We start from the raw sequence: 25368 nt of genomic DNA, 5'->3' as shown, positions 1-25368 counted from the left end.
AGACTGATTTCACATACTTCAGGATTATCGGTTGGGGTTGGTATTATCTATCGACTGTACTGGACGACTATTCCCGCTACATCATCGCCTGGAAGCTGTGTACCAACATGAAAGCAAAGGATGTCACCGATACGCTCCAACTGGCGCTGGATGCCTCCGGATGCGAGCAGCCAAAGGTGCTGCATCGTCCGCGCCTACTGTCTGACAACGGCAGCTCATACGTCTAATCGGATCTGGCACAATGGCTGGAGGAAAAGGACATGGAGCATGTCAGAGGCGCTCCCTATCATCCGCAAACGCAAGGCAAAATCGAGCGTTGGCATCAGACTATGAAGAACCGCATTCTGCTGGAGAACTACTACATGTATGAGGATTTAGAACTACAGATCAGTCTGTTCGTCTATTACTATAACAATCAACGCTACCACGAAAGCCGCGGCAACGTCAAACCGGCAGATGCTTACTTTGGTCGTGCCAAGCAGATTTTGAAGAAAAGGCACCTGATTAAACGACAAACGCTTTAAAATCGTCGCTTGTGCTACCACGCACCGGCCGCTTAACATCAACACGTAAACGGCCCAAACACTTCGTTATTCAAAAGCCAAATCTGCCCAACTTCATATTGCATTGCCAAGCAGAAAGATAGAGACCTGATAAAACATGAAACGCAACACGCATTGTTTACAGTGATCTAATGAGTTGCGAGGCAGGATCTACGTTTTTATTAAAATACGCTATGTGTCATGAGGTAGCGGAAGCAGGCCGTAAATATCTGTATTTTTACTGTTATCTGCTAAATTCAACATATATGAGTTATGCAACAACCAAGAAATTGTTGAATGAGTTGATGTGAGGTTTGCCTCACACATGCTATGCACTATTGAAAAGCCTTGAGTATTGGCATACACGCTGCAAAGCCAAACAAATAAATCGTAAAATAGAATTCACGGAATTAAGGATCATTCATGCGCGACGGTGGACGAATTGCGGCTGCAATTGAAGTGCTGACAGAGATTAATGAGCGCCGCCGTCCTGTGCAGGAAGCCCTGAAGGACTGGGGCAACAAGCATAGGTTTGCAGGATCCGGTGATCGGGTTGCTATCGGCAATCTGGTTTTTGATGCGCTGCGCCACAAACTCTCCCATGCTCAGGCGATGGGATCTGACAGTGCGCGCGCGCTTGTTTTGGCAACCTACATCTGGGGCTGGGGCAATCAGGTGGAAAAGCTGGAGCAGGTGATGGAAGAAGACCGTCACGCACCAGAACCGCTTTCCGACGCTGAACGTGACGCATTGATTGAAAACAAGCAAGTCGGCGATGACGACCAGATCTCAGCAAATGTTCCAGAATGGCTCTGGCCGCACTTTCAGGATAACTTTGGTGATGAGACGCTGGCCGTTGGGCGTTCTCTTTCTGAACGTGCGCCGATTGATATGCGCGTGAACACTGTCAAAAGCTCGCAGGAAAAAGTCCTCAAGCGTTTGTCTCACCTTCATCCAGAAGTAAGTGGATTGTCTCCCGTCGGCGTTCGTCTTGAACCTGTAATTGGGCCACGCAAATCACCTCACGTTCAGGCTGAAGAAAGCTTTCGCAAAGGCTGGTTTGAATTGCAGGATGAGGCCTCTCAGATCGCGTCTATCCTGTCAGGCGCTCAACCGGGTGAACAGGTTCTGGATCTATGCGCTGGTGGGGGCGGTAAAAGCCTCGCTTTAGCTGCGCAAATGCAGAACAAAGGACAGATCTACGCTTATGATGCCCATAAGACGCGTCTAGCACCACTTTATGACCGCATGGCCCGCGCAGGGGTGCGAAATATCCAGACGATTGATCCGCAAACCGGTTCTCTTGATATCTGCGAAAGCAAGATGGATCGCGTGTTCGTGGATGCGCCTTGTTCAGGCACTGGCGTATGGCGTCGTCGGCCAGATACCAAGTGGCGTGTAACGGAAAATGCTCTAAATGGACGTGTTGAAGATCAAGCTCAGGTTCTGGAAACTGCGACACGCTTTGTGCGTTCAAGTGGCAAGCTGATTTATGCAACTTGCTCTTTGGTGCCAGCGGAAAATCAGCTGCAAGTCAAAGCGTTCCTTGAAAAACACGCTAACTTCAAGCTTGTTGATCTGGCGCCGGTTTGGGAAGAGCATTTCGGTGCAATAGCATCTCGTCGTCCACTGTTTAAGGATGGCGGTATGATCACTCTGACGCCTTATCATACCGGTACGGATGGCTTCTTCATCGCGATGATGGAACGCATCTGATATCAGCAACTTGGCTGCAATAAAAAGCATGTCGCATATGAAATGCGACATGCTTCGAAACGGCAAGTTAACGATGAGATTAACTGGAGGCTTTCTCTTCAAGCTCGTCAGGTGTCTCAGATTTACCTTCGACGACTTCTTTCGCCAGCTCTTCAGAAGCGGCCTCTTCACTTTGTGCTTCAAATACGCTTTCACCGGCCTCTTCTAAAGCTCTGGCTTCTATGCTTTTGCTTTGCTCTGAAGGCTCAGGTGCAACTTTCTCCTCGCGCACGGGCCGCTCATAACCTTGCTCAGCAAGATATTCTACCTCTTTGATCGCAGCTTCAGTCGCCTCCAAGAACTGACTGTTTCTGGATGACGAGGTCAAGACATCGCGAGCGGCATCAGTGGCTCCAGCTGCGGCAAGAGCAGCACCAAGTGCATTGCTGACTTGCTTATTGCCTGGTGCAAGCCGCCATGCGGCAGCTGCGTGATAAACACCGGCATAAACAAGACCAAGTTTGCGCTTGCCAATACTCAGGTGAACGAGCGCAGCCGCGTTCTCAGGCTCACACGCATGAGCCAACTCAAAGCTCTCAACAGCACTGGAGGTGTTTTCTTCCAGCAAGTAAGCGTGCCCCATTGCGACAAGCACTTCGACATTGCGGGGCTGCAGGTCATGGGCCTTGTCCAAATGCGCCAGTGCTTCCTCACTCTTTTTGCGAATGATGAGTAGCTTTGCGAGACCAACCAGAGCAGGAATATATTGTGTGTCAACTCTGAGTGCTGCCCGATAGTTCAGGGTCGCTGATTCTGCTTTAGTTTCCGCACTCAAAGCATCGCCAAGAAGTGAAAGAGCAGGTGCGCTGTTCGGGATTAGTTGAACAAGGCGTCGAGCATAAGGCTCTGCTTCTGCATGCCCATGCATCTTGATCAAAATAGTTGCGAGCCCATAAAGCGCATTCCGATTCTCCGGCTCAGCTTCCACCACCGCATCAAAGGCTTCTTTAGCTTGTTCCAGATATCCCAGCAAAAGCAGCGCATTACCCATGTTGGAGCGTGCAGCCAAGTGTTCTGGTTTCATGAACAATACTTTACGCAAATGGGCGACGGATTCCCTCAAATCTCCATTGCGCAACATAATCGTTGCCATCTTGAAAAGAAGCTCGACGTCATCAGGGTAGCGTCCAACAAGATCCTGATAGACTGGGATCACTTCATCAAAGCGCTCGTCCTGTTCCAAGTAGGCAATAGCATCAAGTGCAGCATTGATTTTTTCTTGCCGGGCGTTAGTGTCCGGTGTACCGCGCAGTGTCTCTGTCATCTTTTACGGACCCCCTCGTTGGGCAGTGCCGCCCGTAGATCCATTCGGATGGATCTGCTGACAGGCAATTCTGCGAATCAAATTCGTATCTATGCACGATGAAGCCTAAGCGGTTGGCAAATCAGCGTCAAAGGTGGAACGGGTTGATCCTGAAGGAAGGCGTGGATAGATGATATTGAACGCATCAAAACCACATTCAGGGGCTAGTGCCTGGGAAAAATCACCAATATTCAAGACAGCTTAACCATTTTCCGTTTTCTTATCGGTCAATGGAATGAAGCAAAGCATCCGACGCAGGGCAAAGGGTTATGGCGGAGAAATACCGTGCGAAAATAACGACACAGGCAAGTTTGTTTGAAGACGAACATAACGTCGAGTTGTTGAACTATTTGCCTCTGCGCATCATCGCGACTGGCCGCTTTATTGAGCGCCGGCTTTCCGAGCATTTACAGAAGCAATATGGTTTATCGCTTCCCTCGTGGCTCGTGCTGAGTGCGCTGGAGCGGATGGGTGCTGTGTCTGTACGGGAGTTGGGGCCAGTTATTGGATTGGATACGGTGGCTGTATCGCGTGCTGTAAAGCGCCTGTCAGAAGCAAATCTTATCAAAAAACATGAGCACCCTCGAGACCGTCGCCTTGTCCGTTTGAACCTGGCAGAAGATGGACGCGTTGTTTTGCGAGCTCTAGAGGCCCAACTCGAACAGCTGGAGAAGAATCTGCTGCCGCAGTTAGACGTGCAGGAGCGCATCAGATTGGGGCAAATGATGAGCCGTATCGAAGAACACGAGCAGTCGATATTGTAGCTGACTGGACCTTCGGACAAAGCACACAGAAAAACATCATCTGCCCTTAACGGAACCACGATTTTTCCGCGTAAAAGACCTTTCCAAATCAATGCGCACAGAGTAGAAGCTGCGCATGACAGACCGCATCCTCATTATTGATTTTGGTTCTCAGGTCACTCAGCTGATCGCGCGCCGTGTGCGCGAGTCTGGTGTGTACTCCGAGATCGTTCCGTTCCAGTCTGCAGAAGCTGCTTTTAAGGAGATGAATCCAAAGGCGGTGATCCTGTCAGGTGGTCCGGCATCCACGACTGAAATGGGGAGCCCACGAGCACCCCAGATCGTATTCGAGGCAGGCATTCCTGTTCTCGGAATCTGTTATGGTCAGATGACCCTTTGTGTCCAGAATGGCGGCAAAGCGGAAGGCTCTGATCATCGCGAGTTTGGCCGCGCCTTCCTTGAAATTAAAGGGAAAAGCCCACTATTTGATGGGGTTTGGGACGAAATTGGCTCCAAACATCAGGTTTGGATGAGCCATGGTGACCGTGTTGTCGAGCTGCCCGAGGGTTTTGAGGCAATTGCAACCTCTGAAGGTGCACCATTTGCAGCTTATGCAAATGAAGCCAAAAAGCAATATGGTGTTATGTTCCACCCAGAAGTGGTTCACACTCCCGATGGTGCAAAGCTCATCGAGAACTTTACGCATAAGATTGCAGGTTGTTCAGGCGACTGGACAATGGCTGAATACCGCCAGCAGGCGGTAGAGAGTATTCGTCAGCAAGTTGGCGACAAAAAAGTCATCTGCGGCCTGTCCGGTGGTGTTGACAGTTCTGTTGCTGCAGTGCTGATCCATGAAGCAATCGGCGACCAGCTCACTTGTATCTATGTTGATCACGGTTTGATGCGCATGGGTGAAACGGAGCAGGTCCTGTCCATGTTCCGTGATCATTACAACATCCCGTTGGTACACGTGGATGCTGCTGATCTGTTCATTGGTCAGCTGGAAGGCGAGAGCGATCCGGAAGTCAAACGCAAAACCATCGGCAGGCTCTTCATTGAAGTGTTCGAAGAAGAAGCGAAAAAGCTTGGCGGCGCGGACTTCCTCGCACAGGGCACGTTGTATCCTGATGTGATTGAGAGTGTTTCCTTCACGGGCGGTCCATCCGTGACCATCAAGTCACACCACAACGTGGGCGGCTTGCCAGAGCGTATGAACATGCAGCTGGTTGAGCCACTTCGTGAACTGTTCAAAGACGAAGTTCGTGATCTCGGTCGCGAATTGGGTTTGCCAGACAGCTTCATCGGTCGCCACCCGTTCCCAGGCCCGGGTCTTGCGATCCGCTGTCCGGGCGGCATCACTCGTGAGAAACTGGATATCCTGCGCCAGGCAGATGCCATTTATCTGGATGAAATCCGCAAAGCTGGTCTCTACGACGCCATCTGGCAGGCATTCGCCGTTCTGTTGCCAGTTCAAACTGTTGGCGTTATGGGCGATGGTCGCACCTACGAGTTCGTCTGTGCCCTGCGCGCAGTGACCTCGGTTGATGGCATGACTGCAGATTTCTATCACTATGACATGGAGTTCTTAGGTCGGGCTGCAACCCGTATCATCAACGAAGTCCGCGGTATCAACCGCGTCGTCTATGATGTGACCTCAAAGCCTCCGGGAACCATTGAGTGGGAATAAGCTAATCAGAAACCGGGGAGGGCAACTTTCCCGGTTTTTTCTTATCTAGTGATCAACTAGGCTTCCAATTTTGCGCGGATTTCCAATTTCATAAGTTCGTTCATACTATCTGATGTTTTGGTATGTGGAGGCCGTTGCTAATGGATTTACCTGATGCCGAGTTGTATCTAACTGAGCAGCATAGAGAACTCTTGCTTTGCCAGCGAACCGATTTGATTGGCAAGGATGAAGAAGCAGTCCTCCATCTATACCGAAAACACATAGCCAAAGCTGTCCGAATGTTGAAGGATCAGGTCCCGGGTCTTGCTGCGAAAGGGCGATTCCTGGATATTGGCTGCGGCCTCGGATTTGGCCTGCTTGTTTTGAAGGAGCTTTATGGGGCGGATCATTGTTTCGTCGGCTTAGACAAAGATGGCAAAGACACAGAAATCAAATACGGTTTTAAGCTTCATGCAGAAATATACAACGATCTGGCACGCACAGCCGAAAATTTACAGCTCAATGGGATTGCACCTGAAAACGTCAGTCTTATCAACTTGGATCATAATGCGTTTCCTGATGGTACTTTTGATGTCGTTGTGTCTTTTTTAGCCTACGGCTGGCATTTTCCAATTTCAACGTATTTTGAAACATTGAAGCAGGTTACCAGAAAACAGAGCATCATCTACCTCGACCTACGCCGTAAGACAGACGGCCTCTCAATGATGGCTTCAGAGTTTGATCTCGTCTGGGCAAGAGAAAATAAGAAGGGCGTCAGTACAATTTGGCGAGCGCGTTAGTATGCAAGGCGCGTGAAGGTTAAGCGATGCCCAATCCTCAGGGTATCAGCCCTTCAACAGATTTAGTCCAAAATCATGTGGTTTGAGAAGCGATATGATGAGTGGGATGATCTGGCCAACTGTTGAACTCGCCAAAGGGTGGATACTTCAATGACAATGCCAACTCTGCACCTATTTAAAAAGAAAAAAAAGCTAAGTTAGATAACCCCAAGAACGACTTGGATTTTTATCTGCACCAGTATGACTCCTATGAGACATATAAAGAAACGCAAATTTTTTATAATAAGAAAAAATTGCAAAATATCTGGGCTGATAAGACAACGCTGACGCTCGTCAAAGATATCGTATCCAAAGAAGTATCAAACAGATCTTTTTCCGGTATCTGTCATGGTTCTCGAAATGGTTTTGAGCAGAATTATTTGTCTGAAGATGACAAGTTTGATGTTTTTGGGACTGATATTTCTCCTACTGCAAAGCAATTTGAGCGCTCAATTGAGTGGGATTTTCATGATGAAAAAGAAGAGTGGAAGAATAAATTTGATTTCATTTACTCCAACTCATTGGACCAAGGTTGGAACCCCCGCAAAGCTTTGACAACATGGCTCAACCAAATCCACCAGGACGGCGTTGTGATCATTGAACACACCAATGCTCATGGACCTCAATGGGCAGGAGAAATGGACCCCTTTGGGGTGAAACCCAACGTTATGCCTTACGTTTTTGCTGATTGGTTTGGGCACCAAATTAGTACATCTTTTGAAAGTGTTCAAAAAGATAACAAAGATCTGAAAGCTTGGCTTTTCATTCTGAAAAAGAATGTATTGGTTGTGACGTGAGGTTTTTTGTTGAACGCTACCCAAACAAATTCGCGCAGCTTATGCAATAAAGAGCGGCTGGGTCAACGCGCAGCCGGGCTTCAGGAATGTCGTCTCCGCATTCAAAACAGAAGCCGTATTCCTCCTCTTTGATCCGCTGCAGGGCGCTATCGATCCGCTGAAGTTCTCTGGCGCGTTGGCGGTCGTTGGCTTGAGCCATCGCTTGCCGTTGCATAGCGTCCATGCGGGAGAGGCGGCCAACAGACTGTTGGTCAAGCGCAACCGTTGCACGGTCTCCCTCAGAGATAGCAGTGAGTTCTGTCAGTTCTGCCTTTCGTGCAAGAAGTAACGTCTCTGCATCATTGAGAGCCAGTGTCATCAGATCATCTCCCGCCCAAACCTTCAGGTAGTCAGTATGAGCGCGAATTGAGAAACTGTGCAAGCAAAACAAAACGCCCAACACAGTGGGCGTTTAAGGGAGTGGACTAGATTTTCATCAGGCTGGAAACGGTTTCTTTTTCGCCCACAAACTCTACACCCAGTGTATCCGCTGTTCTCCAGCGGACTTCGGTTTGCACGCGCTGGCGCAGATGAACCAGATAGAGTGTAAACTCATCGGGAATATCGATCGTTGTTTCCATCTTCAAGCGGGCACCGAAATCGGACAAATCACGAATAACACAGTCGAAAACCATCGACTGGCTCGCGAAAACAATGCGCCCTTCCTTAAGCGTACGCCGACGGCGAACGCGGCGACGTTCACTAGTTTCTGTTGCACTGTCACTTTCGGACATAGAACTTTCCAGGCACTGTTTCTGTTTGTGAAACCTTAGATCTTGCGCAAATATAGGAGTCAAACAGTCAAGTTATGATATATGCAGATAAACAACTCACCCTGATTTAGCGAGAAAAGCAGCATGAGCTCAAGGGTTCTGCGAAAAAGAATTGGGTAAATGTATAAAACACCTTACGCAGGGACGATCAGGCTTATTGATATTTCACTGCGTATGGTCACAGTGCACAAGCCTATCTAGGGGCTTTAACGTAAAATACAAATCTAAAGGGTCACTCGATGACGCTGTTATTAGCTGGGCTATTCATCTTTCTGGGAATTCACTTCGTCCCATCTTTTCCTGGGTTTCGTGACTCAGTCGTTCAGCGCATTGGACTGAATCCATACCGGGCGATTTACTCACTGATCGTGCTGACAGGCCTTTTCTCCATGATCTACGGCTTCGTTCTGGCGCGTGAGGAAGATCTGTTTCCGCTGTACGTAACGCCATTCTGGCTACGTCATCTGGCTATGACATTGCTCTTACCAGTCTTCATTCTGGTTTTTGCGAAATTTATTCGCGGTAATATCGCCAAGTGGACCAAAGACCCTGTTATTCTGGCGGTAAAGATCTGGGCAATCTCCCACTTACTGGTCAATGGTGAGCCATATTCCGTTGCTTTGTTCGGTGGCTTTCTTGTCTGGGCGATCTGGGCGCGGATCTCCTTGAAGAAATTCAATCGCAAAAACACTGCAGTCGAAGAGTTCCCACACGCTCTGCGCAATGACATCATCAGCGTTGTGTTGGGCATGCTCCTCTACGGTTTGTTTGTCTGGAAACTACATGCGCTGCTGATCGGTATGCCGATCCTGACTTAAGCAAACTCTCAAATCGCGAGTGTTTCAGCAAAACCGGGTGCGTGACTGATCAGTTGCGCACCCGGTTTTGCTTTAAGTTGAGGAATTTGGTTGATCCAAAGATTGTTTTGCAATTAAGCACTCTGTGAAATACCTTTGCCCTCAATTGATCTTGGGGGAGAACAATTTATGGCATTATTGATTTCAGGCCTCACCGCATTTTTTGCGGTGCATTTGATCCCGTCGTTCTCGGCGCTTCGGGACACGTTGGTTCAACGTCTGTCGTTCAACGGATATCGCGGACTGTACACGCTCATTTCATTGGGTGCTCTGGTCGCAATCGTCTATGGCTTCGGTGCCGCCTGGAATGGTGATTATGCGCCATGGTATGTCGCACCAAGCTGGGGTCGTCACGTCACCATGCTGTTGATGCTGCCTGTTTTTCCACTCTTCTTTGCCTCTCAATTGAAGGGTAATATCACACGCGTCACCAAGCACCCGTTGATCAACGCAACAAAGCTTTGGGCTGTGGCTCACTTGTTTGCAAACGGTGAACCTTACTCTGTGCTGTTGTTTGGCTCATTTTTGATCTGGGCAATTCTTGTAAGAATTACCATTGCCCGCCGCGAGCGTATCAATCCACCAAGCCGGGACTACCCAAACGCAACGCGAAATGATGTGATTTCCGTAGGCCTCGGTTTGATTTTCTACGGCCTGTTCGTGTGGAAACTACATGCAATTTTGATCGGGGTACCGATCATAGCTTGACCTTTTGCATGGGGTAAGGTTTCAAGACAGACATCAAAGTGGTCTCTCTCAGCAATTACACTTGTAAATGTTGGCAGGGAAAACTCCTTCATTGCCCTAATAAAGCCACTAATCGGTTGAAAGAGGTAGAGAAAGAGGTTTGCCTGCGGCTCTCTTAGTTTTAATGTGACGCCGCCCATTGGGATACCACGAACCTAAGAATCGTTGCTGCAGGAACATTTGAAGTTATGTCCGACATTTTTCGCGAAGTCGATGAAGAAGTAAGAAGCGACCAGTTTTCAAAGCTTTGGAAGCGCTTTGCTCCGGTTGTATACCTGACAGCAGGTCTTATCGTTGTAGGTACCGCAGGTTTTCGCGGCTATGAGTACTGGCAGAACAAACAGTCTCAGGCTGCAGGCACTGAATTTCTGGAGGCTATCAAGCTTTCAGACGCAGGCAACTACACCGAAGCGCAGGCAGCTTTCGTTTCCATGGAAGGCAGCATTGGCGGTTATCCTATGATGGCCAAGATGCGCATTGGAACCGAGTTAGCGCTGGAAGGTAAACCTGACGAAGCCATCAAGGCTTTTGAAGCGGTCGCCGCTGACAGTGCCACACCAATCATTTACAAGGGCCTCGCCAACATCCGCGCTGCTTACCTGCTGCTGGATAACGGCGACCTTGCCGCGGTAAAGAAACACACAGAAGTACTAGCTGTTGCTGGCAACACATGGCGCTTTTCTGCTTTAGAAATTCTGGGCGCAGCTGAGTACAAGGCTGGTAATTTGGATGCAGCTCGCACGCGCTTCAGCGAAATTGTGAATGATGCAGCCGCTCCGTCAGATGTTTCCGGACGCGCACAAATTTATCTTGAACTAATTACCTCTGCATTGGGCAAAGACGAAAAGGGGACTGAATAAGTGAGCGAGACCAAAAGAAAGTCTTGGAAGGCTTTGATTGGAACCGGTGCGCTTGCGCTGACGCTGGCTGGTTGTTCTTCTCTTTCCAGTCTGAATCCATTTGGCGGCGATGATGAGTTTCTTGAGGGAGATCGCCAGCCACTGTATCAAGGCGCGTTAAAGCCTTCTGCAACAGGTGGAGATGCCAAGATCGGTGCGGCAACAGGAGGGTCAACCTGGCCAACCGCTGCTGGTCCTAAGAGCAATGATCCGGGCAACGTCGCAATCAATGTGAGCGGTGGTGTTGCATGGTCTTCGAGCATCGGTCAGGTTCGTTCTCCGGGCTTCTTTGGTATCGGCTCCAGTAACCCGCGCACCGCGGCGCGTCCGGTTTCTGATGGCCAGCGCATCTACGTCTATAAGTCAGATGGCAACCTCGTTGCTCTGACAACAGGTGGCGCTAAGGTCTTCACAAAGAACCTGGGTCTGGAAGGCGAGAACGAAGTTGCCGCAGGTGGTGGTGTCGTGCTTGACGGAGGCAAGATCTTTGTCGCAACCGCATACCGCAATGTTTATGCACTTGATAAAGGTGGCAACGTCCTTTGGACCAAGCAACTGGAAACACCGGTTCGCGGTGCGCCAGCAGCGGCCAATGGCAAAGTTGTCGTTGTAACACAAGACAATGAAGTGATCGGCCTCAACCAGTCAGATGGGGAACAGGCATGGTCATTCGCTGGCATCGCAGAGCAGGCAGGCCTGCTTTCCTCTGCAAATCCGGCAATTTCAGGCAGCACTGTTGTTGTGCCGTTTTCCTCAGGTGAGGTTATGGCACTTGACATTAACAGCGGTGAGCCTAAATGGATCGATACCGTTGCACGGTCCTTCCGTACACGCGCGCTCTCTGGTCTGACAGATGTTTCTGCAAGCCCGGTCATTGAAGGCAACAAGGTTATTGCAACCTCCGTTGCTGGACGCACACTGGGCATTGCTCTGAAAGATGGCGAGCGTTTGTGGGAGGCTGATTTTGGTGCGGTACATACTCCGGTTGTTTCCGGCGGTACGGTATTCTTGATCGGCTTGGATGACAAATTGCATGCAATCTCAAGCAAGACCGGCAACCTTATCTGGAGCGCCAAGTTGCCAAATGGCGAAAGTGACGCCAAGAATGTCAACTGGGCGGGTCCAATTCTGGCCAACGGCCAGCTGATCGCCATGTCTAGCAACGGTTATCTTGCATCTGTGAATGCAAAAACCGGTCAGGCATCCGCATCGCGGAAAGTGACCAGTGGCGTATTTGTATCACCAATTGTTGCTGGTGGACGTATGGTCGTCCTTACCAGTGACGGAGCGGTTGCAGCGCTGAACTAAACGTGTCCTACGGAAAGTGGATACCGGTTTTCGAAACTGGGATACGTTAAAAAATAAAAGCTTAGAGTAGGGCGCATAAGGCGAACTACTCTAAATGCTGCATACCAGACGAGGAGTATTCGCGTGACTGCGACAGTCGCCATTATTGGCAGACCTAATGTTGGCAAGTCGACGCTCTTCAATCGCCTTGTAGGCAAGCGCTTAGCGCTTGTTGATGATACCCCAGGTGTGACCCGTGACCGTCGGTCCGGTGATGCACGCTTGGGCGATCTGCGATTCAAGATCGTTGATACTGCCGGCCTGGAAGAAGCAGAGGCAGCAAGCCTCGAAGGGCGTATGCGCGCTCAAACAGAAGAAGCAATCCGGGATGCGGATGCATGCTTATTCCTTATTGATGCACGCGCTGGCTTGATGCCGCTTGATGAGCACTTTGCGAACCTTCTTCGTCGTGCCGACACCCCTGTAATTCTTTGCGCCAACAAGGCGGAAGGCAAAGCAGGCGATGGCGGCCTCTATGATGCGTTCACGCTTGGGTTGGGCGATCCTGTTCCTCTTTCTGCAGAACACGGAGAAGGTCTGTCCGAGCTTTATGATTTTCTGCGTCCGATTGTAGATGCTGCAGACGAGATGGAAGGTTCTTCCGAATTTACTGAAGCACGTACAGATGTTGATGTAGAGGACGAAGAGATCGACGAGCCAGTTGGCACGCTCGAACGTCCTTTGCGCATGGCAATTGTTGGCCGTCCAAATGCAGGCAAGTCTACTCTCATCAACCAGATGTTGGGTGAAGAGCGCCTTCTGACTGGACCTGAAGCTGGCATCACACGTGACAGTATCTCTGTTGAGTGGGAATGGCAGGATCACCATGTGAAGGTGTTCGACACTGCAGGTATCCGCAAAAAGGCACGCGTGCAGGAAAAGCTGGAAAAGCTCTCCGTTGCGGATGCCCTTCGCGCAATCAAGTTTGCTGAAGTTGTTGTTGTAACGCTCGATGCCACCATCTCTTTCGAGAAGCAGGACCTGCAGATCATCGATCTGTGTGCCCGTGAAGGTCGCGCAATCGTTATTGCACTCAATAAGTGGGATTTGATTGAGGATCGTGAGGATGCTTGGGGTCATATCAAGGATTCACAAGCACGCTATCTGAATCAGCTACGTGGTGTTGAGATTGTCACCATGTCCGGCATTAACGGGCAGGGCCTCGATAAGCTCATGCAGGCTGTTTTCCGGTCTTACGAGATGTGGAATAAACGCGTTGGTACATCTGGCCTCAACCGCTGGCTGGAAGGTGTTTTGATCCACCATCCGCCGCCAGCAGTGTCTGGGCGTCGTGTACGCTTGCGTTTCATGACACAGCCAAAGACACGCCCACCGCATTTCGTGGTGTTCTGCTCCAAGCCAGACAATCTGCCGGAGAGTTACACCCGTTATCTTGTGAATGGTATTCGCGAGCGTTTTGACATCAAAGGAACGCCCATTCGTCTGTCCTATAGAAAGGGCGACAACCCATATCACAAGAAGAGAAGGTGATTTCGCTTTCACTTAATTTCATAAAAGGGCAGCAACCAGCTGCCCTTTTATTTTGCCAAATCCCAAAGAACCGTGAACTGTCAGGGTTCTGACCACTGCCGCGTACGTGAATTTTTCTCCAGAAGTATCAGTCAGTGCCGCTAATAAGTTGCAATTCTTCCTGAATCTGCTTTTAATCGCGCTCTCTTTCCGCATTCCCTACATTTAATAGGATTATCATGTCACAAGACCGTTTTACGTTCGCCAACGCTCTGGTTAAGCGCGCTGGTGCCTATGCGCACGAATATTTTACGCGTTTGGAGACCCTCAATATTGAGAGTAAAGGTCATCAGGACATGGTCTCTGAGGCAGATCGCGATACTGAAATCCTTGTCCGCAAAGCTATTGCAGAAGTATTTCCAGATGACAGCATCGTGGGAGAAGAGGGTGATCCTAAACCGGGCACTTCTGAGTACACCTGGATCATCGACCCGATTGACGGCACGGCAAACTTCGTCTCTGGCATTCCACAGTGGTGCGTGATCATTGCCTGTGTCAAAAACGGTGAAAAATATATTGGCGTCACTTATGATCCATGTGCAGATGAGTTGTTTGCAGCTGAAAAAGGCAAAGGGGCGACACTCAACGGTACGCCAATGAAAGTGTCCACGAGCGATTCCTTGTCCAATGGGTCAATCGGTCTGGGCTTCAGTGCACGCGGGCGTAATCAGGCTGTCAAAAGCGCAGTTGATGCACTGCTGGATGAAGGCGGGATCTTTTTCCGCAACGCGTCCGGTGGTCTTATGCTGGCATATGCTGCCTCTGGCCGTCTCATCGGCTATATCGAAGAGCACATGAACTCCTGGGATTGCATGGCAGGCTTGCTCCTTCTGGAAGAAGCTGGCGGGAAATGTCAGGAAATCGACGTCGCCAACGCAGTCATGAACGGCTGTAAAGTTGTTGCTGCTTGCCCGGGTGTATTTGATCAGGCCAAAGCGCTAACTGATAAGTGCTTCATCTAAAGCACCTCAGATTGTACAACAAAAAAGCCCCGGCTCATCACTGGGGCTTTTTCGTATTTGTAGGCTTATGCCGTTTAGCTGGTCAGCTGCACGAAGTCCCTAAGTTCTTTGCTCGGGAAATCGTAGAGGCGACCATTCTCCTGGCTTTCTGGCAAGCAGAAGCGCAGGATGTCCTCAGAGATCTCAGAAGGATGCGGCAAGGTTTCGGGGTCTTCACCCGGCATTGCTTTCGCACGCATGCCAGTCCGCATTGGGCCTGGATTGATGAGCATAGACTTAACGCTGGTCTTCTGCGTTTCGTTCACATACGTGCGTACAAGCGCCTCCAGAGCCGCTTTTGACATGGAGTACGGCCCCCAATAGGCACGACACTTGTGTGGCGCTCCTGAGGTCAGGAAGACCGTACGGCCCGCATCGGACTGACGTAGCAGTGGATCAAGCGAACGAATAAGACGCCAGTTCGCAGTCACGTTGATTTTCATCACGTCATCGAACTTCTTCGGGTCCACATGACCCAATGGAGAAGTCGGGCCAAGGATACCGGCATTACCGACAAGAATGTCGAGCTTTTTCCAGCGTTCGAAGATCGCAGCGCCCAAACGGTCAATCGCGTCGAAGTCAGTCAGGTCTACTGGTACAAGCGTAGCAGAGCTGCCAGCCTTCTGGATTTCGTCATCCAGTTCTTCCAGTCCGCCTACAGTACGTGCGATCGCAACAATATGCGCACCTTCTTCAGCAAGCTTTTTTGCAGCAAAATAGCCAATGCCACGGGAAGCCCCCGTGACAACAGCAACACGACCTTCAAGTCTTTTCGAACTCATTGAACTTAACCAGTTTCTACAAGGCGGGGAGCCTGACGTGTGTCCACATCGTCAGACAAATCTGTAAGCGGGGTCGGATAGTCCCCGGTAAAGCAGTGATCAGTGAACTGTGGGTTCTCGTTGTCACGGCCATTCTCATGACCCATGGCACGGTAGACACCGTCAATGCTCAGGAAGGCAAGGGTATCTGCACCAATGTATTTGCGCATACCTTCAAGATCATACTTGGCAGCCAGCAGCTTCTCGCGAACCGGCGTATCGATGCCGTAGTAATCGGAGAATTTGATTGGCGGAGAGGCCAGGCGGAAGTGAACTTCCTTCGCACCAGCATCTCTGATCATCTGAACGATTTTTACACTGGTTGTACCGCGTACAAGGCTGTCATCCACCAGTACAACGCGCTTGCCTTCAATTTGCGCTCTGTTGGCAGAGTGCTTCAGCTTAACACCAAGCGTACGGATCTGCTGTGTTGGCTCAATAAAGGTACGGCCAACATAGTGGTTACGGATAATGCCAAGCTCAAACGGCACACCGCTTTCGGCTGCAAAGCCAAGAGCCGCAGGAACACCAGAATCTGGTACCGGAACAATTACATCTGCTTCAACCGCGCTCTCCTGTGCCAGCACACGCCCAAAACGCTTGCGAACGTCATAAACGGAATGACCGTTCAAAACACTGTCCGGGCGGGAGAAGTAGATGTACTCAAAGATGTCTGGACGGGAAGGGCGCTTGCCGAATGGGAAGTAGCTTTCGATACCACCTGGTGTGCAAACAACAACTTCACCGTTCTCAACTTCACGAATGAACTTCGCGCCGATGATGTCCAGTGCACAAGTTTCACTCGCAAAAATCGGAGCACCATTCAGATCGCCAAGAACCAATGGGCGAATTCCATAAGGGTCACGCGCACCAATCAGTTTTTTGCGAGTCAGCGCGACAAGAGAGTAAGCACCTTCCATCTGGCTGATAGCCTCGATGAAACGATCTACGATCTTTTTCTCGCGGGAACGTGCAACCAGCTGCAGAACCACTTCACTGTCAGATGTAGACTGGCAAATCGCGCCGTCCTTGATCAACTGACGGCGTACGGTCATCGCATTGGTGAAATTACCATTGTGACAAATTGCAATCCCGCCACCATCAAGCTCAGCAAACAGCGGCTGCACATTGCGCAGTGCAGCTTCACCAGTGGTGGAGTAGCGCACATGGCCGATTGCGTACGGACCCTTCAGGTTGTCGATGGTTTCCTGTTGAGTGAAATGATCACCCACAAGACCCATATGACGTTCTGAACGGAACTGATCGCCATCAAATGTCACAATGCCTGCAGCTTCCTGTCCGCGATGCTGAAGCGCATGAAGCCCCAGAGCCGTCAGTGCTGCTGCATCATCATGTCCAAGAATGCCAAAAACACCGCATTCCTCGTGCAGGGTATCGCCGTCAAAATCTGCCTGTAGCTCTTTCAAAGCGGCAGAATTGTTTGATACGCCACTGCTCATGGCATCACTCCTTGGTTCTTACTTGGGCCAAATATCAAAATTAAGCTTAGTTCCGGCCTTCGCCGGAGGCCGTCAGCTGGTCCAGTCCGCGCCGCTCACTTGGGGAGTAACGGGCTTCTTCATCACTGGATGCGCCTGTTGCAGAGCCGGTCGTGCCGCCCTGCTTACGAATCTGGTCCATAATTGCGCGTTCAGGATCTTCCGGCAGTGCTGCAACCAAACTTTGACCACTGGTCACCAACAGGTGTCTGGATTTGGCATCCATAATCCAGTTTGGTTGGCGTGGCTCTGGTACAAACCAGTTAAAGAACAGCAATGCAACGACAACAAGCAGGAAGCCGCGGGCTGCGCCAAAGACAAAACCAAGGGTTCTGTCGAGTGCGCCAATTCGGCTGTCCAGCACGAAGTCAGAAATGCGCATGGTGATGTAGCTCACCACGATTAATGTCACGAGGAAGACAGCACCTGCAGCAATGGCAGTTGCCAGTGTGTCATTGGTTACGTGCTGCAACACAAATGGTTTCAGGCTGCCATAAAAAAGATAGGCGGCGACTGCTGCTGCGACCCATGATGCAATAGAAAGCACCTCACGCACGAACCCGCGAATCATAGCAAGAACGCCAGAGATCAGCATGATAACCAGTAGAATTCCGTCTAAGAGTGTGATCGGCATCTGTCGACACAAGTCCCTTGTTTGACTGGCAGGCAAACCAACAAAAATGCCTGCCGGTTAAAACCAGCCTAGGTTAAACCCTTAAGCGTTTTCCATTTTCTGTGCACTGGCAACAATATTTGCTACCAGATCTCCCAGCTCCTCAAGTCCTTTAACATGACCGAGAGCATTGGAGCCTTCTTTCATATTCCCGTCGGCTATAACCGCCTGACCGAATCCAAGCTTCTGAGCTTCCTTTAATCGGGAAGCTGCCTGAGCAACTGGTCGAACTGCACCAGACAGACTGATTTCGCCGAAATAGACGCATTCGAGGGGAAGAGCAACCCCACTAAGCGATGAGATTAAAGCTGCCGCAACGGCGAGGTCAGCTCCTGGCTCATTAATTCTCAGTCCACCAGCGACATTCAGATAAACGTCATGTTGCGCAAACTTAACACCGCAGCGTGCTTCAAGCACGGCCAAAATCATAGAAAGGCGCGCGCTGTCCCACCCGATCACCGCCCGGCGTGGTGTGCCAAGGGGGGAGGGTGCAACAAGTGCTTGCATTTCGACCAGCAAAGGTCGTGTACCTTCTATCCCGGCAAACACGGCTGAACCTGGAGCAGTTGCGCTTCGTTCACTGAGGAACATAGCACTGGGATTCTTTACTTCACGTAACCCCATATCTGACATCTCGAAGACGCCAATTTCATCCGTTGGGCCAAAGCGGTTCTTTACTGCACGCAAAATGCGATACTGATGTGCGTTGTCACCTTCAAAATAAAGCACTGCGTCAACCATGTGCTCTACAACGCGTGGACCAGCGATCTGGCCGTCTTTCGTCACATGACCAACAAGAACAACCGTTGTTCCGGTTTTCTTGGCAAAGCGGACCAGAGCCTGCGCAGAGGCGCGGACCTGGGTCACCGTTCCTGGAGGGGAATCGGCCATCTCGGTCCACAGCGTCTGGATACTGTCCAGGATCACAAGATGAGCGCGTTCATCGCCCTTCTTGGCTTCCAGAGTTGCAAGAATGTCTTCAACGCTTGTCTCGGCAGCCAATTGAACCGGAGCATCGCGCAAACCAAGACGCTCTGCACGCAAACGCACCTGATCCACCGCTTCCTCGCCAGAGATATAAACGATGTTGTGTCCTTGATAGGCAAGATGTGCGCTGGCTTGCGTCAGCAGGGTGGACTTGCCGATGCCGGGATCGCCACCTACAAGAAGAGCAGACCCTTTCACAAAACCGCCACCAGTCACACGGTCCAGCTCGGCCACACCTGTGATAATTCTTGGAGCGTCTTTGGTTTCTCCCGAAAGTCCAACCAGCGGAACAACACGTCCCTTGGAACGTGAAGCGGTCTTGGGCCCGGCTCCGATGCCGCTGGCCTCTTGCTCTTCCTGAATTGTGTTCCATTCACCGCAAGACTCGCAGCGGCCTGCCCATTTGAGTGTGGTTGCCCCACAAGACTGGCAGACAAATGAAAGGGAGCGTTTCGCCATATCGAATTCAGGTTCCTGCCAGTGTTTAGCTCGCTAGCGTTTATAGTGGCGTGTATAGCGTGCTCCAAGGCTACACAGCAATTCATATGGGATGGTTTGAGCAAAGTTTGCCAATTCATCCACGTTTACATGTGCGCCCATAATCTCAACCGGTGCACCACGTGACAGATGTTCCTCGGGAATATCCGTCACATCGACTGCAATCATATCCATGGAGACACGGCCAAAGATGGGCGCAAAGTGCCCGCCGATATAAACCCTTGCGCCATTAGGCTGGTCGTCGGAGCTGCCAACCAGTCGGTGTAGACCATCCGCATAGCCTGCATTTATGGTTGCAATCCGGCTTTTTCGCGGTGTTACACGGGAAGCCCCGTAACCCACAGGATCGCCGTGCGGAACCTCACGCAAACTAATGATTTCTGCCAGAACATGCGCAACCGGAAGCATCGGATTGCTATCATCAGGAACTGGGTTTCCTCCATAAAGCGCAATGCCTGGGCGAACCATGTCGAAGTGGTAATCAGCTCCCAGGAAAATACCGGCAGAGTTGCTCAAGGATTTGCGGGCTCCCGGAAACAATTCACAAACCCTCTGGAAACGATCCAGTTGTTTCGTATTGAGCTCGTGGTCAGGCGTATCAGCGCAAGCAAGATGGCTCATGATCAGATCGATCTTGATTCCTTTAAGGAAATGAGGCGACTCACCAGTTTTCAACGCATCTCCAATGGACATGCCCAAACGATGCATGCCTGTATCAAAATGCAAAGCCGCAGGCAGCTCTTCATCCAGACCTTGCGCAAAAGCAGACCATTCAGCCGCTTCCTCAAGACTGTTTAAGACCGGTTTGAGATTGAAATCGTAATAGAACTTCTCACGGCCACGGAAGAGGCCATTCAGCACATAGATTTCTGCGTGCGGCAGCTCTTTGCGCAGGTCGATTCCTTCTTCAGGAAGCGCAACAAAAAAGACACGGGCTCCGGTGTGATAAAGTGTTTTGCCAACTTCTGTAGCACCAGTCCCATAACCATTGGCTTTAAGCACCACAGCGCAGGTACAGCTATCCCCCACCTTGCCATTCAAATAACACCAGTTCGAGCGTAAAGCGGTAAGGTCGATAGTTAGCTTTGCTGCACCGCCAGCAGAATGAGCTGCGCGGGAAGATGTAGGAGCGGCAGAATGTGTCACGCGATTGCCCTCAGATTCTTTGAATGCGCAATAGCCTACAAAAAATATCTGAATTTAAAAAGAAAGACCCGGAGCATTGCACAACTGATGTGCGTTACCCCAGGCCAATCGCTAATTCAGTAAGATGAACTAGCCCTACTCCATAATTCTGTCAGGAATATGGGCGTCGTCTGCCAGATCGGAGAAGCGAGTGAACTCGCCCTGGAACTGCAGATCAACAATGCCAGTTGGACCGTGACGCTGCTTGGCGATAATGACTTCCGCCTTGCCGCGCAACTGCTCCATCTTGCCACTCCATTCTTCATATTCTGGAGTGCCTTCAGGCGGTTCTTTTTTGCCCATGTAGTACTCTTCACGATACACAAACATGATCACATCCGCATCCTGCTCGATCGAGCCAGATTCACGAAGGTCAGACATTTGTGGACGTTTGTCGTCACGGTTTTCAACCTGACGAGAGAGCTGGGACAGCGCGATGATCGGAACATTAAGTTCCTTCGCCAGCGCTTTAAGGTTGGTGGTGATCTCAGTAATTTCCTGAACACGGTTGCCCTGATTCTTGGAAGAACCAGATAGCAGCTGAATATAGTCGACCACGATCATATCCAGCCCCTTTTGTCTCTTCAGCCGCCGGGCTTTGGAAACGAGGGACGCGATGGAAATACCACCTGTTTGGTCCACATGAAGTGGAACGTGTTGCATATGCTGTGTTGCCGCAACCAGCTTCTCAAATTCAATCTCGTTGATGTCGCCGCGGCGAATCTTGGAGGAAGAAATCTCTGTCTGTTCGGAAATAATACGAGTAGCCAGCTGTTCGGCACTCATTTCCAAAGAGAAGAAGCCAACAACGCCGCCATTTACAGTCCGAACAGTGCCATCCGGCATCTCTTCAGTCTGATAATTTTCAGCAATGTTATAAGCGATGTTTGTAACCAGCGAGGTTTTACCCATCGCAGGACGACCAGCCAGAACGACCAAATCCGAAGACTGCAAACCACCCATGAGTTTGTCCAGGTCACGCAAACCTGTTGAAACACCGGAAAGGGCGCCTTCACGCTGAAAGGCTGCTGCAGCCATCTCAATGGTTTCAGTTAGTGCACTGCCAAAGTCCTGAAAACCACCATCAGACCGGCCAGTCTCCGCCAGTTCAAACAAACGACGCTCAGCATCGTCAATCTGAGAGGACGGTGGCATATCGATGGGCGCGTCATAAGCAATGTTCACCATGTCTTCGCCAATGGTGATCAGGTTACGGCGAGTCGCCAGATCGTAAATGGTCTTGCCGTAATCTTCTGCGTTGATCACAGAAGTTGCATCACCTGCAAGACGCAGCAGATACTGAGTTGCAGACAAGTCTGCAATCTTCTCATCTGCCGGAAAAAACGTTTTGAGCGTAATGGGCGAGGCAATCTTGCCTGCCTTAATCAACGCTCCGCATTTGTCATAGATATCCTTGTGGGGAGCTAAGAAAAAATGGCGCGCTTCTAAAAACTCCGAGACACGATAATAGGTCTCGTTGTTTACCATAATGGCACCAAGAAGCTGGCGCTCTGCCTCGGCATTATGCGGGACCACTCGCATGGTCTCACTAGCCTTCTCTAATTTTTGGACTGTGCCCTTCATTCCGCCCCTCGTGCCGCTTGGCAACTTGGTTACAGCTTTAAGGCGGGCAGGAAAAGGGGGGCTTCGCACCTTAAGCCCAGTTCTTTAACAAAATTAAATCAGCGGGGAAAATTGCAGGTTGCCAATTGACAGTCGCTACTCTCTAGACGCGAGAAAAGCTTAGAATAATTGTTTAAAATCAGCCGTATTCAGGGTTTTTTGCCCTAACTACAATTATTAGCAAACTCTTTTTTGAGGAATAGAATCAGCGGGGGGTTTGCCGATTCTGCCAAGATCAGTGCATAAAAAAAGGCAGAGTCGTAGACCCTGCCTTTTTCATCGAAAAGTGAAGAAAAATTATTCTTCGGTTTCTTTTTCTTCGCCTTCAGCTTCGTCTTCGTCAGAAGCTTCTTCGCCGTCTTCCAGCTCTTCGTCTTCGTCGAGATCTTCGTCGAATTCAAAGCTGTCTTCTTCACGGCCTGTGAGGTCTTCGCCTGCTGCCTGACGGTTAGCTTCGTCTTCAGAACGAGCAACGTTAACAGAGATTTCAACTTCAACTTCAGGGTGAAGAACGATGGATACGTCGTGCAGACCGATGGTCTTGATTGGCGCGCGCAGGGAAACCTGGGAGCGAACAACGCTGAAGCCTGCTTCGGCCAGTTCACCGGCGATATCGCGGGTAGCAACAGAACCGTAGAGCTGACCAGTTTCGCCAGCTGCGCGGATAACAACGATGCTTGCGCCAGCCAGCTTTGTGCCAACTGCTTCAGCTTCAGTCTTACGCTCAAGGTTACGAGCTTCAAGCTGCACACGCTCGCCTTCAAAGCGCTCAAGGTTAGCTTTGTTTGCACGAAGTGCTTTGCCCTGAGGCAGCAGGAAGTTACGTGCGTAACCGTCTTTAACAGCTACGGTTTCGCCCATCTGGCCAAGTTTAGCCACACGCTCAAGAAGGATAACTTTCATGGAATATCTCCTTTGCTGTCCTGCGGAAAGTGTGATCCGCAGTTAGAGAGAGCTTCTCGCTGACGCGATCAATCTCTCAACCGTGATCCCGACATGTCAGGATCATGAAAAAGGCCAGGGTGCAAAACACCCTGACCCAATAATCAAGACTTACTTGATTACGAAAGGCAGCAGGCCGAGGAAACGAGCGCGCTTGATGGCACGAGCCAGCTCACGCTGTTTCTTCGCAGATACTGCGGTAATACGGGAAGGAACGATCTTGCCGCGCTCAGAGATGTAGCGCTGCAGAAGACGGATGTCCTTGTAGTCAATCTTTGGAGCGTTTGCGCCAGAGAATGGGCAGGTCTTACGACGACGGAAGAAAGGACGACGTCCTGCGGAAGAAGATTCAGCCATTTTCAATTACTCCGCTGCAGGTGCTTCAGGACGACGATCAGGGCGTGGGCCACGATCACCGCGATCGCCACGGTCCGGACGTGGACCACGATCGTTACGGTCACCACGACGACGGTCGTCGCGATCACGCTTCTGCATCATAGCGGACTGTTCTTCGTCCAGCTCTTCTACACGGATGGTCATGAAACGAAGGATGTCTTCGCTCAGGCCCATCTGACGTTCCATTTCAGCAACAGCCGAGTGTGGAGCATCTACATTCATTAGAGTGTAGTGAGCCTTACGGTTCTTGTTGATACGGTAAGTCAGGGTACGCAGACCCCAAGTTTCGATTTTGCCGACTTTGCCGCCGTTTTCTTCGAGAACAGTTTTGAACTGTTCAACGAGGGCTTCAACCTGCTGAGTAGAAATGTCCTGACGAGCCAGGAACACGTGCTCATAGAGCGCCATGTGGATTGCCTTTCTGAGTTAAACAATTCCGGTATTGGCGCAAAGCCCCTTCGAACGGCCCTCAGAAAAAGGCCCAGAAGATGTTTACACAAGAGCGGAGACACGGGAAGACGGATATCTTTCAACTCCTACAACCCCAAAGGGCTGCCTTCCTTTAAGCCTCCGGCCTAATACCGGAAACGAGATGCGCTTTATAGCCAATCCCCTACAAAAGACAAGTACTATCGGGGAAAAAGACCTTTTTTCCAGATGCAGTCTTGACATTGCGCTTGCGAGGCGGCTCATGTCGCCCCGATGAGTACGCAGGCAACCAAGGTTTTCCTTAGGTTTCTTGAAGGTGCAAGCAGCTGACCAATAGGGCATCTGCAGTGCTACTAGTTTTGGCGGCGGTCATAATTTGCACGTATTTGGTGAATTTATAGCCGCCCCATCTTGGAATACAAAGTGGACCACCCACATTTGAGGCAATTGGCCCACATTGACGCAATATAGAGTGCGACGGAGCTATTTATAAATGACTATTGCATTTACATTTCCCGGACAGGGCAGCCAGACGGTTGGAATGGGTAAAGAACTTGCCGACACGTTCCCGGAAGCGCGCGCTGTATTTGAGGAAGTTGATGCAGCTCTCGGTCAGTCTCTGACCAAGATCATGTGGGACGGTCCGGCAGACGAGCTGACCCTCACTGCAAACACTCAGCCAGCTCTGATGGCTGTAAGTCTCGCCACCATGCGTGTGCTTGAGGCAAAAGGCGTTGACCTGTCCAAAGCGGCAAGTTTTGTAGCTGGCCATTCTCTTGGTGAATACTCTGCACTGGCTGCAGCAGGCTCTTTGAGCATTGCCGATGCAGCACGTCTGCTGCGCATTCGCGGTGACGCAATGCAAAAAGCAGTGCCAGTGGGTGAGGGCGCAATGGCTGCTCTCCTGGGGCTGGACTTCGATCAGGCGATGGAAGTTGCACAGGAAGCCGCTCAGGGTGAAGTTTGTCAGGCAGCCAATGACAACGCAACCGGGCAGGTTGTTGTGTCTGGTCATAAAGCAGCTGTTGAGCGCGCCTGTGAAATCGCAAAAGGCAAAGGTGCTCGCCGTGCTGTTCTGCTTCCGGTATCCGCACCGTTCCATTGCTCTTTGATGCAGCCTGCTGCAGACGCAATGGCAAAGGCACTGGCTGAAGTTGAGATTAAAGCACCGGTTGTTCCACTTGTTGCAAACGTTCTTGCTGCACCAATCACTGATCCGGAAGAAATCCGCACCCGTCTCGTAGAGCAGGTGACTGGAACTGTACGCTGGCGCGAATCTGTAACCTGGATGGCTGACAACGGAGTGACCACGCTCGTTGAAATCGGCACCGGCAAGGTTCTCAGTGGCATGGTGCGCCGTATCGTCAAGTCTCTGGAAGGTGTTGCGATCAACACAGCAGAAGATATTGATGCACTTGTTGCACGCCTTGAAGGCGTCGAAAGCTAATACACAGATTTTGAAGGCTTATAGGCACCG

The 25368-nt window shown here is 50.6% G+C and carries 24 protein-coding genes and 1 pseudogene; 13 read left to right on the top strand and 12 right to left on the bottom strand.

From position 1 onward, the window contains the following. Positions 1 to 524: pseudogene (locus tag PsWM33_RS04880) on the top strand (transposase); the annotation flags it as partial. Positions 525 to 965: 441 nt separating this feature from the next. Further along, the gene (locus tag PsWM33_RS04875) at positions 966 to 2258 is read left to right on the top strand and encodes an RsmB/NOP family class I SAM-dependent RNA methyltransferase (RefSeq protein WP_063299418.1); all 1293 of its coding nucleotides are present in this window, start codon (positions 966 to 968) and stop codon (positions 2256 to 2258) included. 79 nt (positions 2259 to 2337) lie between these two features. On the opposite strand, the gene PsWM33_RS04870 is transcribed toward PsWM33_RS04875, so the two are convergent. Next, positions 2338 to 3561, bottom strand: coding sequence for a tetratricopeptide repeat protein (locus PsWM33_RS04870; RefSeq protein WP_063299417.1), 1224 nt, complete (start codon positions 3559 to 3561; stop codon positions 2338 to 2340). A 308-nt stretch (positions 3562 to 3869) separates the two neighbouring features. Between PsWM33_RS04870 and PsWM33_RS04865 the strand changes: the two genes are divergently transcribed. The 4 genes from PsWM33_RS04865 to PsWM33_RS04850 all read left to right on the top strand — a co-directional run bounded on the left by PsWM33_RS04865 (position 3870) and on the right by PsWM33_RS04850 (position 7645). Continuing rightward, on the top strand, positions 3870 to 4364 hold the full coding sequence (locus PsWM33_RS04865) for a MarR family winged helix-turn-helix transcriptional regulator (RefSeq protein WP_057460936.1): 495 nt from the start codon (positions 3870 to 3872) through the stop codon (positions 4362 to 4364). 115 nt (positions 4365 to 4479) lie between these two features. After that, positions 4480 to 6030, top strand: a complete 1551-nt coding sequence (gene guaA, locus PsWM33_RS04860; RefSeq protein WP_057460937.1) for a glutamine-hydrolyzing GMP synthase — start codon at positions 4480 to 4482, stop codon at positions 6028 to 6030. Between the two features lie 140 nt (positions 6031 to 6170). After that, entirely contained in the window at positions 6171 to 6809 is a 639-nt protein-coding gene (locus tag PsWM33_RS04855) for a class I SAM-dependent methyltransferase (protein WP_063299416.1), read from the top strand. A 218-nt stretch (positions 6810 to 7027) separates the two neighbouring features. Next, positions 7028 to 7645, top strand: coding sequence for a hypothetical protein (locus PsWM33_RS04850; protein WP_208994396.1), 618 nt, complete (start codon positions 7028 to 7030; stop codon positions 7643 to 7645). Positions 7646 to 7661: 16 nt separating this feature from the next. On the opposite strand, the gene PsWM33_RS04845 is transcribed toward PsWM33_RS04850, so the two are convergent. Together PsWM33_RS04845 and PsWM33_RS04840 are read right to left on the bottom strand one after the other, a co-directional pair. After that, on the bottom strand, positions 7662 to 8003 hold the full coding sequence (locus PsWM33_RS04845; RefSeq protein WP_063288870.1) for a TraR/DksA family transcriptional regulator: 342 nt from the start codon (positions 8001 to 8003) through the stop codon (positions 7662 to 7664). Between the two features lie 106 nt (positions 8004 to 8109). Next, complete coding sequence (locus tag PsWM33_RS04840) at positions 8110 to 8418, bottom strand: PilZ domain-containing protein (protein WP_057460940.1); 309 nt, start codon at positions 8416 to 8418, stop codon at positions 8110 to 8112. 278 nt (positions 8419 to 8696) lie between these two features. Here PsWM33_RS04840 and PsWM33_RS04835 point away from each other — a divergent pair, with 278 nt between their 5' ends. From PsWM33_RS04835 to PsWM33_RS04810, 6 genes are all read left to right on the top strand, one after another. Continuing rightward, complete coding sequence (locus tag PsWM33_RS04835; RefSeq protein ID WP_063299415.1) at positions 8697 to 9275, top strand: NnrU family protein; 579 nt, start codon at positions 8697 to 8699, stop codon at positions 9273 to 9275. 168 nt (positions 9276 to 9443) lie between these two features. After that, positions 9444 to 10022 carry an NnrU family protein gene (locus tag PsWM33_RS04830; protein ID WP_063291844.1) on the top strand — a complete coding sequence of 193 codons (579 nt, stop codon included), beginning with the start codon at positions 9444 to 9446 and terminating at the stop codon, positions 10020 to 10022. Between the two features lie 227 nt (positions 10023 to 10249). Then, a complete protein-coding gene (locus PsWM33_RS04825; RefSeq protein WP_063291845.1) occupies positions 10250 to 10921 on the top strand; it encodes a tetratricopeptide repeat protein in 672 nt (223 codons plus the stop codon). After that, entirely contained in the window at positions 10922 to 12268 is a 1347-nt protein-coding gene (locus PsWM33_RS04820; protein WP_063299414.1) for an outer membrane protein assembly factor BamB family protein, read from the top strand. It abuts the gene before it with no gap. Positions 12269 to 12391: 123 nt separating this feature from the next. After that, on the top strand, positions 12392 to 13798 hold the full coding sequence (der, locus tag PsWM33_RS04815) for a ribosome biogenesis GTPase Der (protein ID WP_057460945.1): 1407 nt from the start codon (positions 12392 to 12394) through the stop codon (positions 13796 to 13798). A 218-nt stretch (positions 13799 to 14016) separates the two neighbouring features. Continuing rightward, positions 14017 to 14799 (top strand): inositol monophosphatase family protein, encoded by a 783-nt coding sequence (locus PsWM33_RS04810; RefSeq protein WP_063299413.1) that lies wholly within the window; start codon positions 14017 to 14019, stop codon positions 14797 to 14799. A 74-nt stretch (positions 14800 to 14873) separates the two neighbouring features. Here the strand turns inward: PsWM33_RS04810 and PsWM33_RS04805 are convergent, their stop codons facing one another. The 9 genes from PsWM33_RS04805 to rpsF form a co-directional block, all read right to left on the bottom strand. Then, positions 14874 to 15620: an SDR family NAD(P)-dependent oxidoreductase gene (locus PsWM33_RS04805; RefSeq protein WP_063299412.1), complete on the bottom strand. Its 747-nt coding sequence runs from the start codon at positions 15618 to 15620 to the stop codon at positions 14874 to 14876. 5 nt (positions 15621 to 15625) lie between these two features. Further along, complete coding sequence (purF, locus tag PsWM33_RS04800) at positions 15626 to 17119, bottom strand: amidophosphoribosyltransferase (RefSeq protein ID WP_063288438.1); 1494 nt, start codon at positions 17117 to 17119, stop codon at positions 15626 to 15628. Between the two features lie 46 nt (positions 17120 to 17165). Further along, positions 17166 to 17792, bottom strand: coding sequence for a CvpA family protein (locus PsWM33_RS04795; protein ID WP_057460948.1), 627 nt, complete (start codon positions 17790 to 17792; stop codon positions 17166 to 17168). Between the two features lie 81 nt (positions 17793 to 17873). Continuing rightward, positions 17874 to 19277 carry a DNA repair protein RadA gene (gene radA / locus PsWM33_RS04790; protein WP_057460949.1) on the bottom strand — a complete coding sequence of 468 codons (1404 nt, stop codon included), beginning with the start codon at positions 19275 to 19277 and terminating at the stop codon, positions 17874 to 17876. Between the two features lie 33 nt (positions 19278 to 19310). Further along, on the bottom strand, positions 19311 to 20462 hold the full coding sequence (gene alr / locus PsWM33_RS04785) for an alanine racemase (RefSeq protein WP_063296512.1): 1152 nt from the start codon (positions 20460 to 20462) through the stop codon (positions 19311 to 19313). A gap of 135 nt (positions 20463 to 20597) precedes the next feature. Further along, entirely contained in the window at positions 20598 to 22085 is a 1488-nt protein-coding gene (locus tag PsWM33_RS04780; RefSeq protein WP_063296513.1) for a replicative DNA helicase, read from the bottom strand. A 336-nt stretch (positions 22086 to 22421) separates the two neighbouring features. Beyond that, positions 22422 to 23027, bottom strand: a complete 606-nt coding sequence (gene rplI, locus PsWM33_RS04775) for a 50S ribosomal protein L9 (protein ID WP_063299411.1) — start codon at positions 23025 to 23027, stop codon at positions 22422 to 22424. Between the two features lie 150 nt (positions 23028 to 23177). Beyond that, on the bottom strand, positions 23178 to 23423 hold the full coding sequence (gene rpsR, locus PsWM33_RS04770) for a 30S ribosomal protein S18 (protein ID WP_008552033.1): 246 nt from the start codon (positions 23421 to 23423) through the stop codon (positions 23178 to 23180). A gap of 6 nt (positions 23424 to 23429) precedes the next feature. Further along, entirely contained in the window at positions 23430 to 23870 is a 441-nt protein-coding gene (gene rpsF, locus PsWM33_RS04765) for a 30S ribosomal protein S6 (protein WP_063296515.1), read from the bottom strand. Positions 23871 to 24384: 514 nt separating this feature from the next. Between rpsF and fabD the strand changes: the two genes are divergently transcribed. Next, the gene (gene fabD, locus PsWM33_RS04760; protein WP_063288443.1) at positions 24385 to 25338 is read left to right on the top strand and encodes an ACP S-malonyltransferase; all 954 of its coding nucleotides are present in this window, start codon (positions 24385 to 24387) and stop codon (positions 25336 to 25338) included. The last annotated feature ends 30 nt before the right edge of the window (positions 25339 to 25368 follow it).

The sequence above is a fragment of the Pseudovibrio sp. WM33 genome (assembly GCF_001623165.1).
Classification (GTDB): Bacteria; Pseudomonadota; Alphaproteobacteria; order Rhizobiales; family Stappiaceae; genus Pseudovibrio.
This window is presented reverse-complemented; position numbering and strand designations above follow the sequence as displayed.

Excerpts from the sequence above, each read along its gene's own strand:
- PsWM33_RS04835 (WP_063299415.1), top strand. The coding sequence starts at position 8,697 with ATGACGCTGTTATTAGCTGGGCTATTCATCTTTCTGGGAATTCACTTC.
- radA (WP_057460949.1), bottom strand. The coding sequence starts at position 19,277 with ATGGCGAAACGCTCCCTTTCATTTGTCTGCCAGTCTTGTGGGGCAACC.
- PsWM33_RS04875 (WP_063299418.1), top strand. The coding sequence starts at position 966 with ATGCGCGACGGTGGACGAATTGCGGCTGCAATTGAAGTGCTGACAGAG.
- PsWM33_RS04855 (WP_063299416.1), top strand. The coding sequence starts at position 6,171 with ATGGATTTACCTGATGCCGAGTTGTATCTAACTGAGCAGCATAGAGAA.
- fabD (WP_063288443.1), top strand. The coding sequence starts at position 24,385 with ATGACTATTGCATTTACATTTCCCGGACAGGGCAGCCAGACGGTTGGA.
- PsWM33_RS04830 (WP_063291844.1), top strand. The coding sequence starts at position 9,444 with ATGGCATTATTGATTTCAGGCCTCACCGCATTTTTTGCGGTGCATTTG.
- rpsF (WP_063296515.1), bottom strand. The coding sequence starts at position 23,870 with ATGGCGCTCTATGAGCACGTGTTCCTGGCTCGTCAGGACATTTCTACT.
- PsWM33_RS04865 (WP_057460936.1), top strand. The coding sequence starts at position 3,870 with ATGGCGGAGAAATACCGTGCGAAAATAACGACACAGGCAAGTTTGTTT.
- guaA (WP_057460937.1), top strand. The coding sequence starts at position 4,480 with ATGACAGACCGCATCCTCATTATTGATTTTGGTTCTCAGGTCACTCAG.
- PsWM33_RS04825 (WP_063291845.1), top strand. The coding sequence starts at position 10,250 with ATGTCCGACATTTTTCGCGAAGTCGATGAAGAAGTAAGAAGCGACCAG.
- PsWM33_RS04780 (WP_063296513.1), bottom strand. The coding sequence starts at position 22,085 with ATGAAGGGCACAGTCCAAAAATTAGAGAAGGCTAGTGAGACCATGCGA.
- PsWM33_RS04870 (WP_063299417.1), bottom strand. The coding sequence starts at position 3,561 with ATGACAGAGACACTGCGCGGTACACCGGACACTAACGCCCGGCAAGAA.
- PsWM33_RS04840 (WP_057460940.1), bottom strand. The coding sequence starts at position 8,418 with ATGTCCGAAAGTGACAGTGCAACAGAAACTAGTGAACGTCGCCGCGTT.
- PsWM33_RS04805 (WP_063299412.1), bottom strand. The coding sequence starts at position 15,620 with ATGAGTTCGAAAAGACTTGAAGGTCGTGTTGCTGTTGTCACGGGGGCT.
- rplI (WP_063299411.1), bottom strand. The coding sequence starts at position 23,027 with ATGAAAGTTATCCTTCTTGAGCGTGTGGCTAAACTTGGCCAGATGGGC.
- PsWM33_RS04795 (WP_057460948.1), bottom strand. The coding sequence starts at position 17,792 with ATGCCGATCACACTCTTAGACGGAATTCTACTGGTTATCATGCTGATC.
- PsWM33_RS04810 (WP_063299413.1), top strand. The coding sequence starts at position 14,017 with ATGTCACAAGACCGTTTTACGTTCGCCAACGCTCTGGTTAAGCGCGCT.
- PsWM33_RS04845 (WP_063288870.1), bottom strand. The coding sequence starts at position 8,003 with ATGACACTGGCTCTCAATGATGCAGAGACGTTACTTCTTGCACGAAAG.
- rpsR (WP_008552033.1), bottom strand. The coding sequence starts at position 23,423 with ATGGCTGAATCTTCTTCCGCAGGACGTCGTCCTTTCTTCCGTCGTCGT.
- purF (WP_063288438.1), bottom strand. The coding sequence starts at position 17,119 with ATGAGCAGTGGCGTATCAAACAATTCTGCCGCTTTGAAAGAGCTACAG.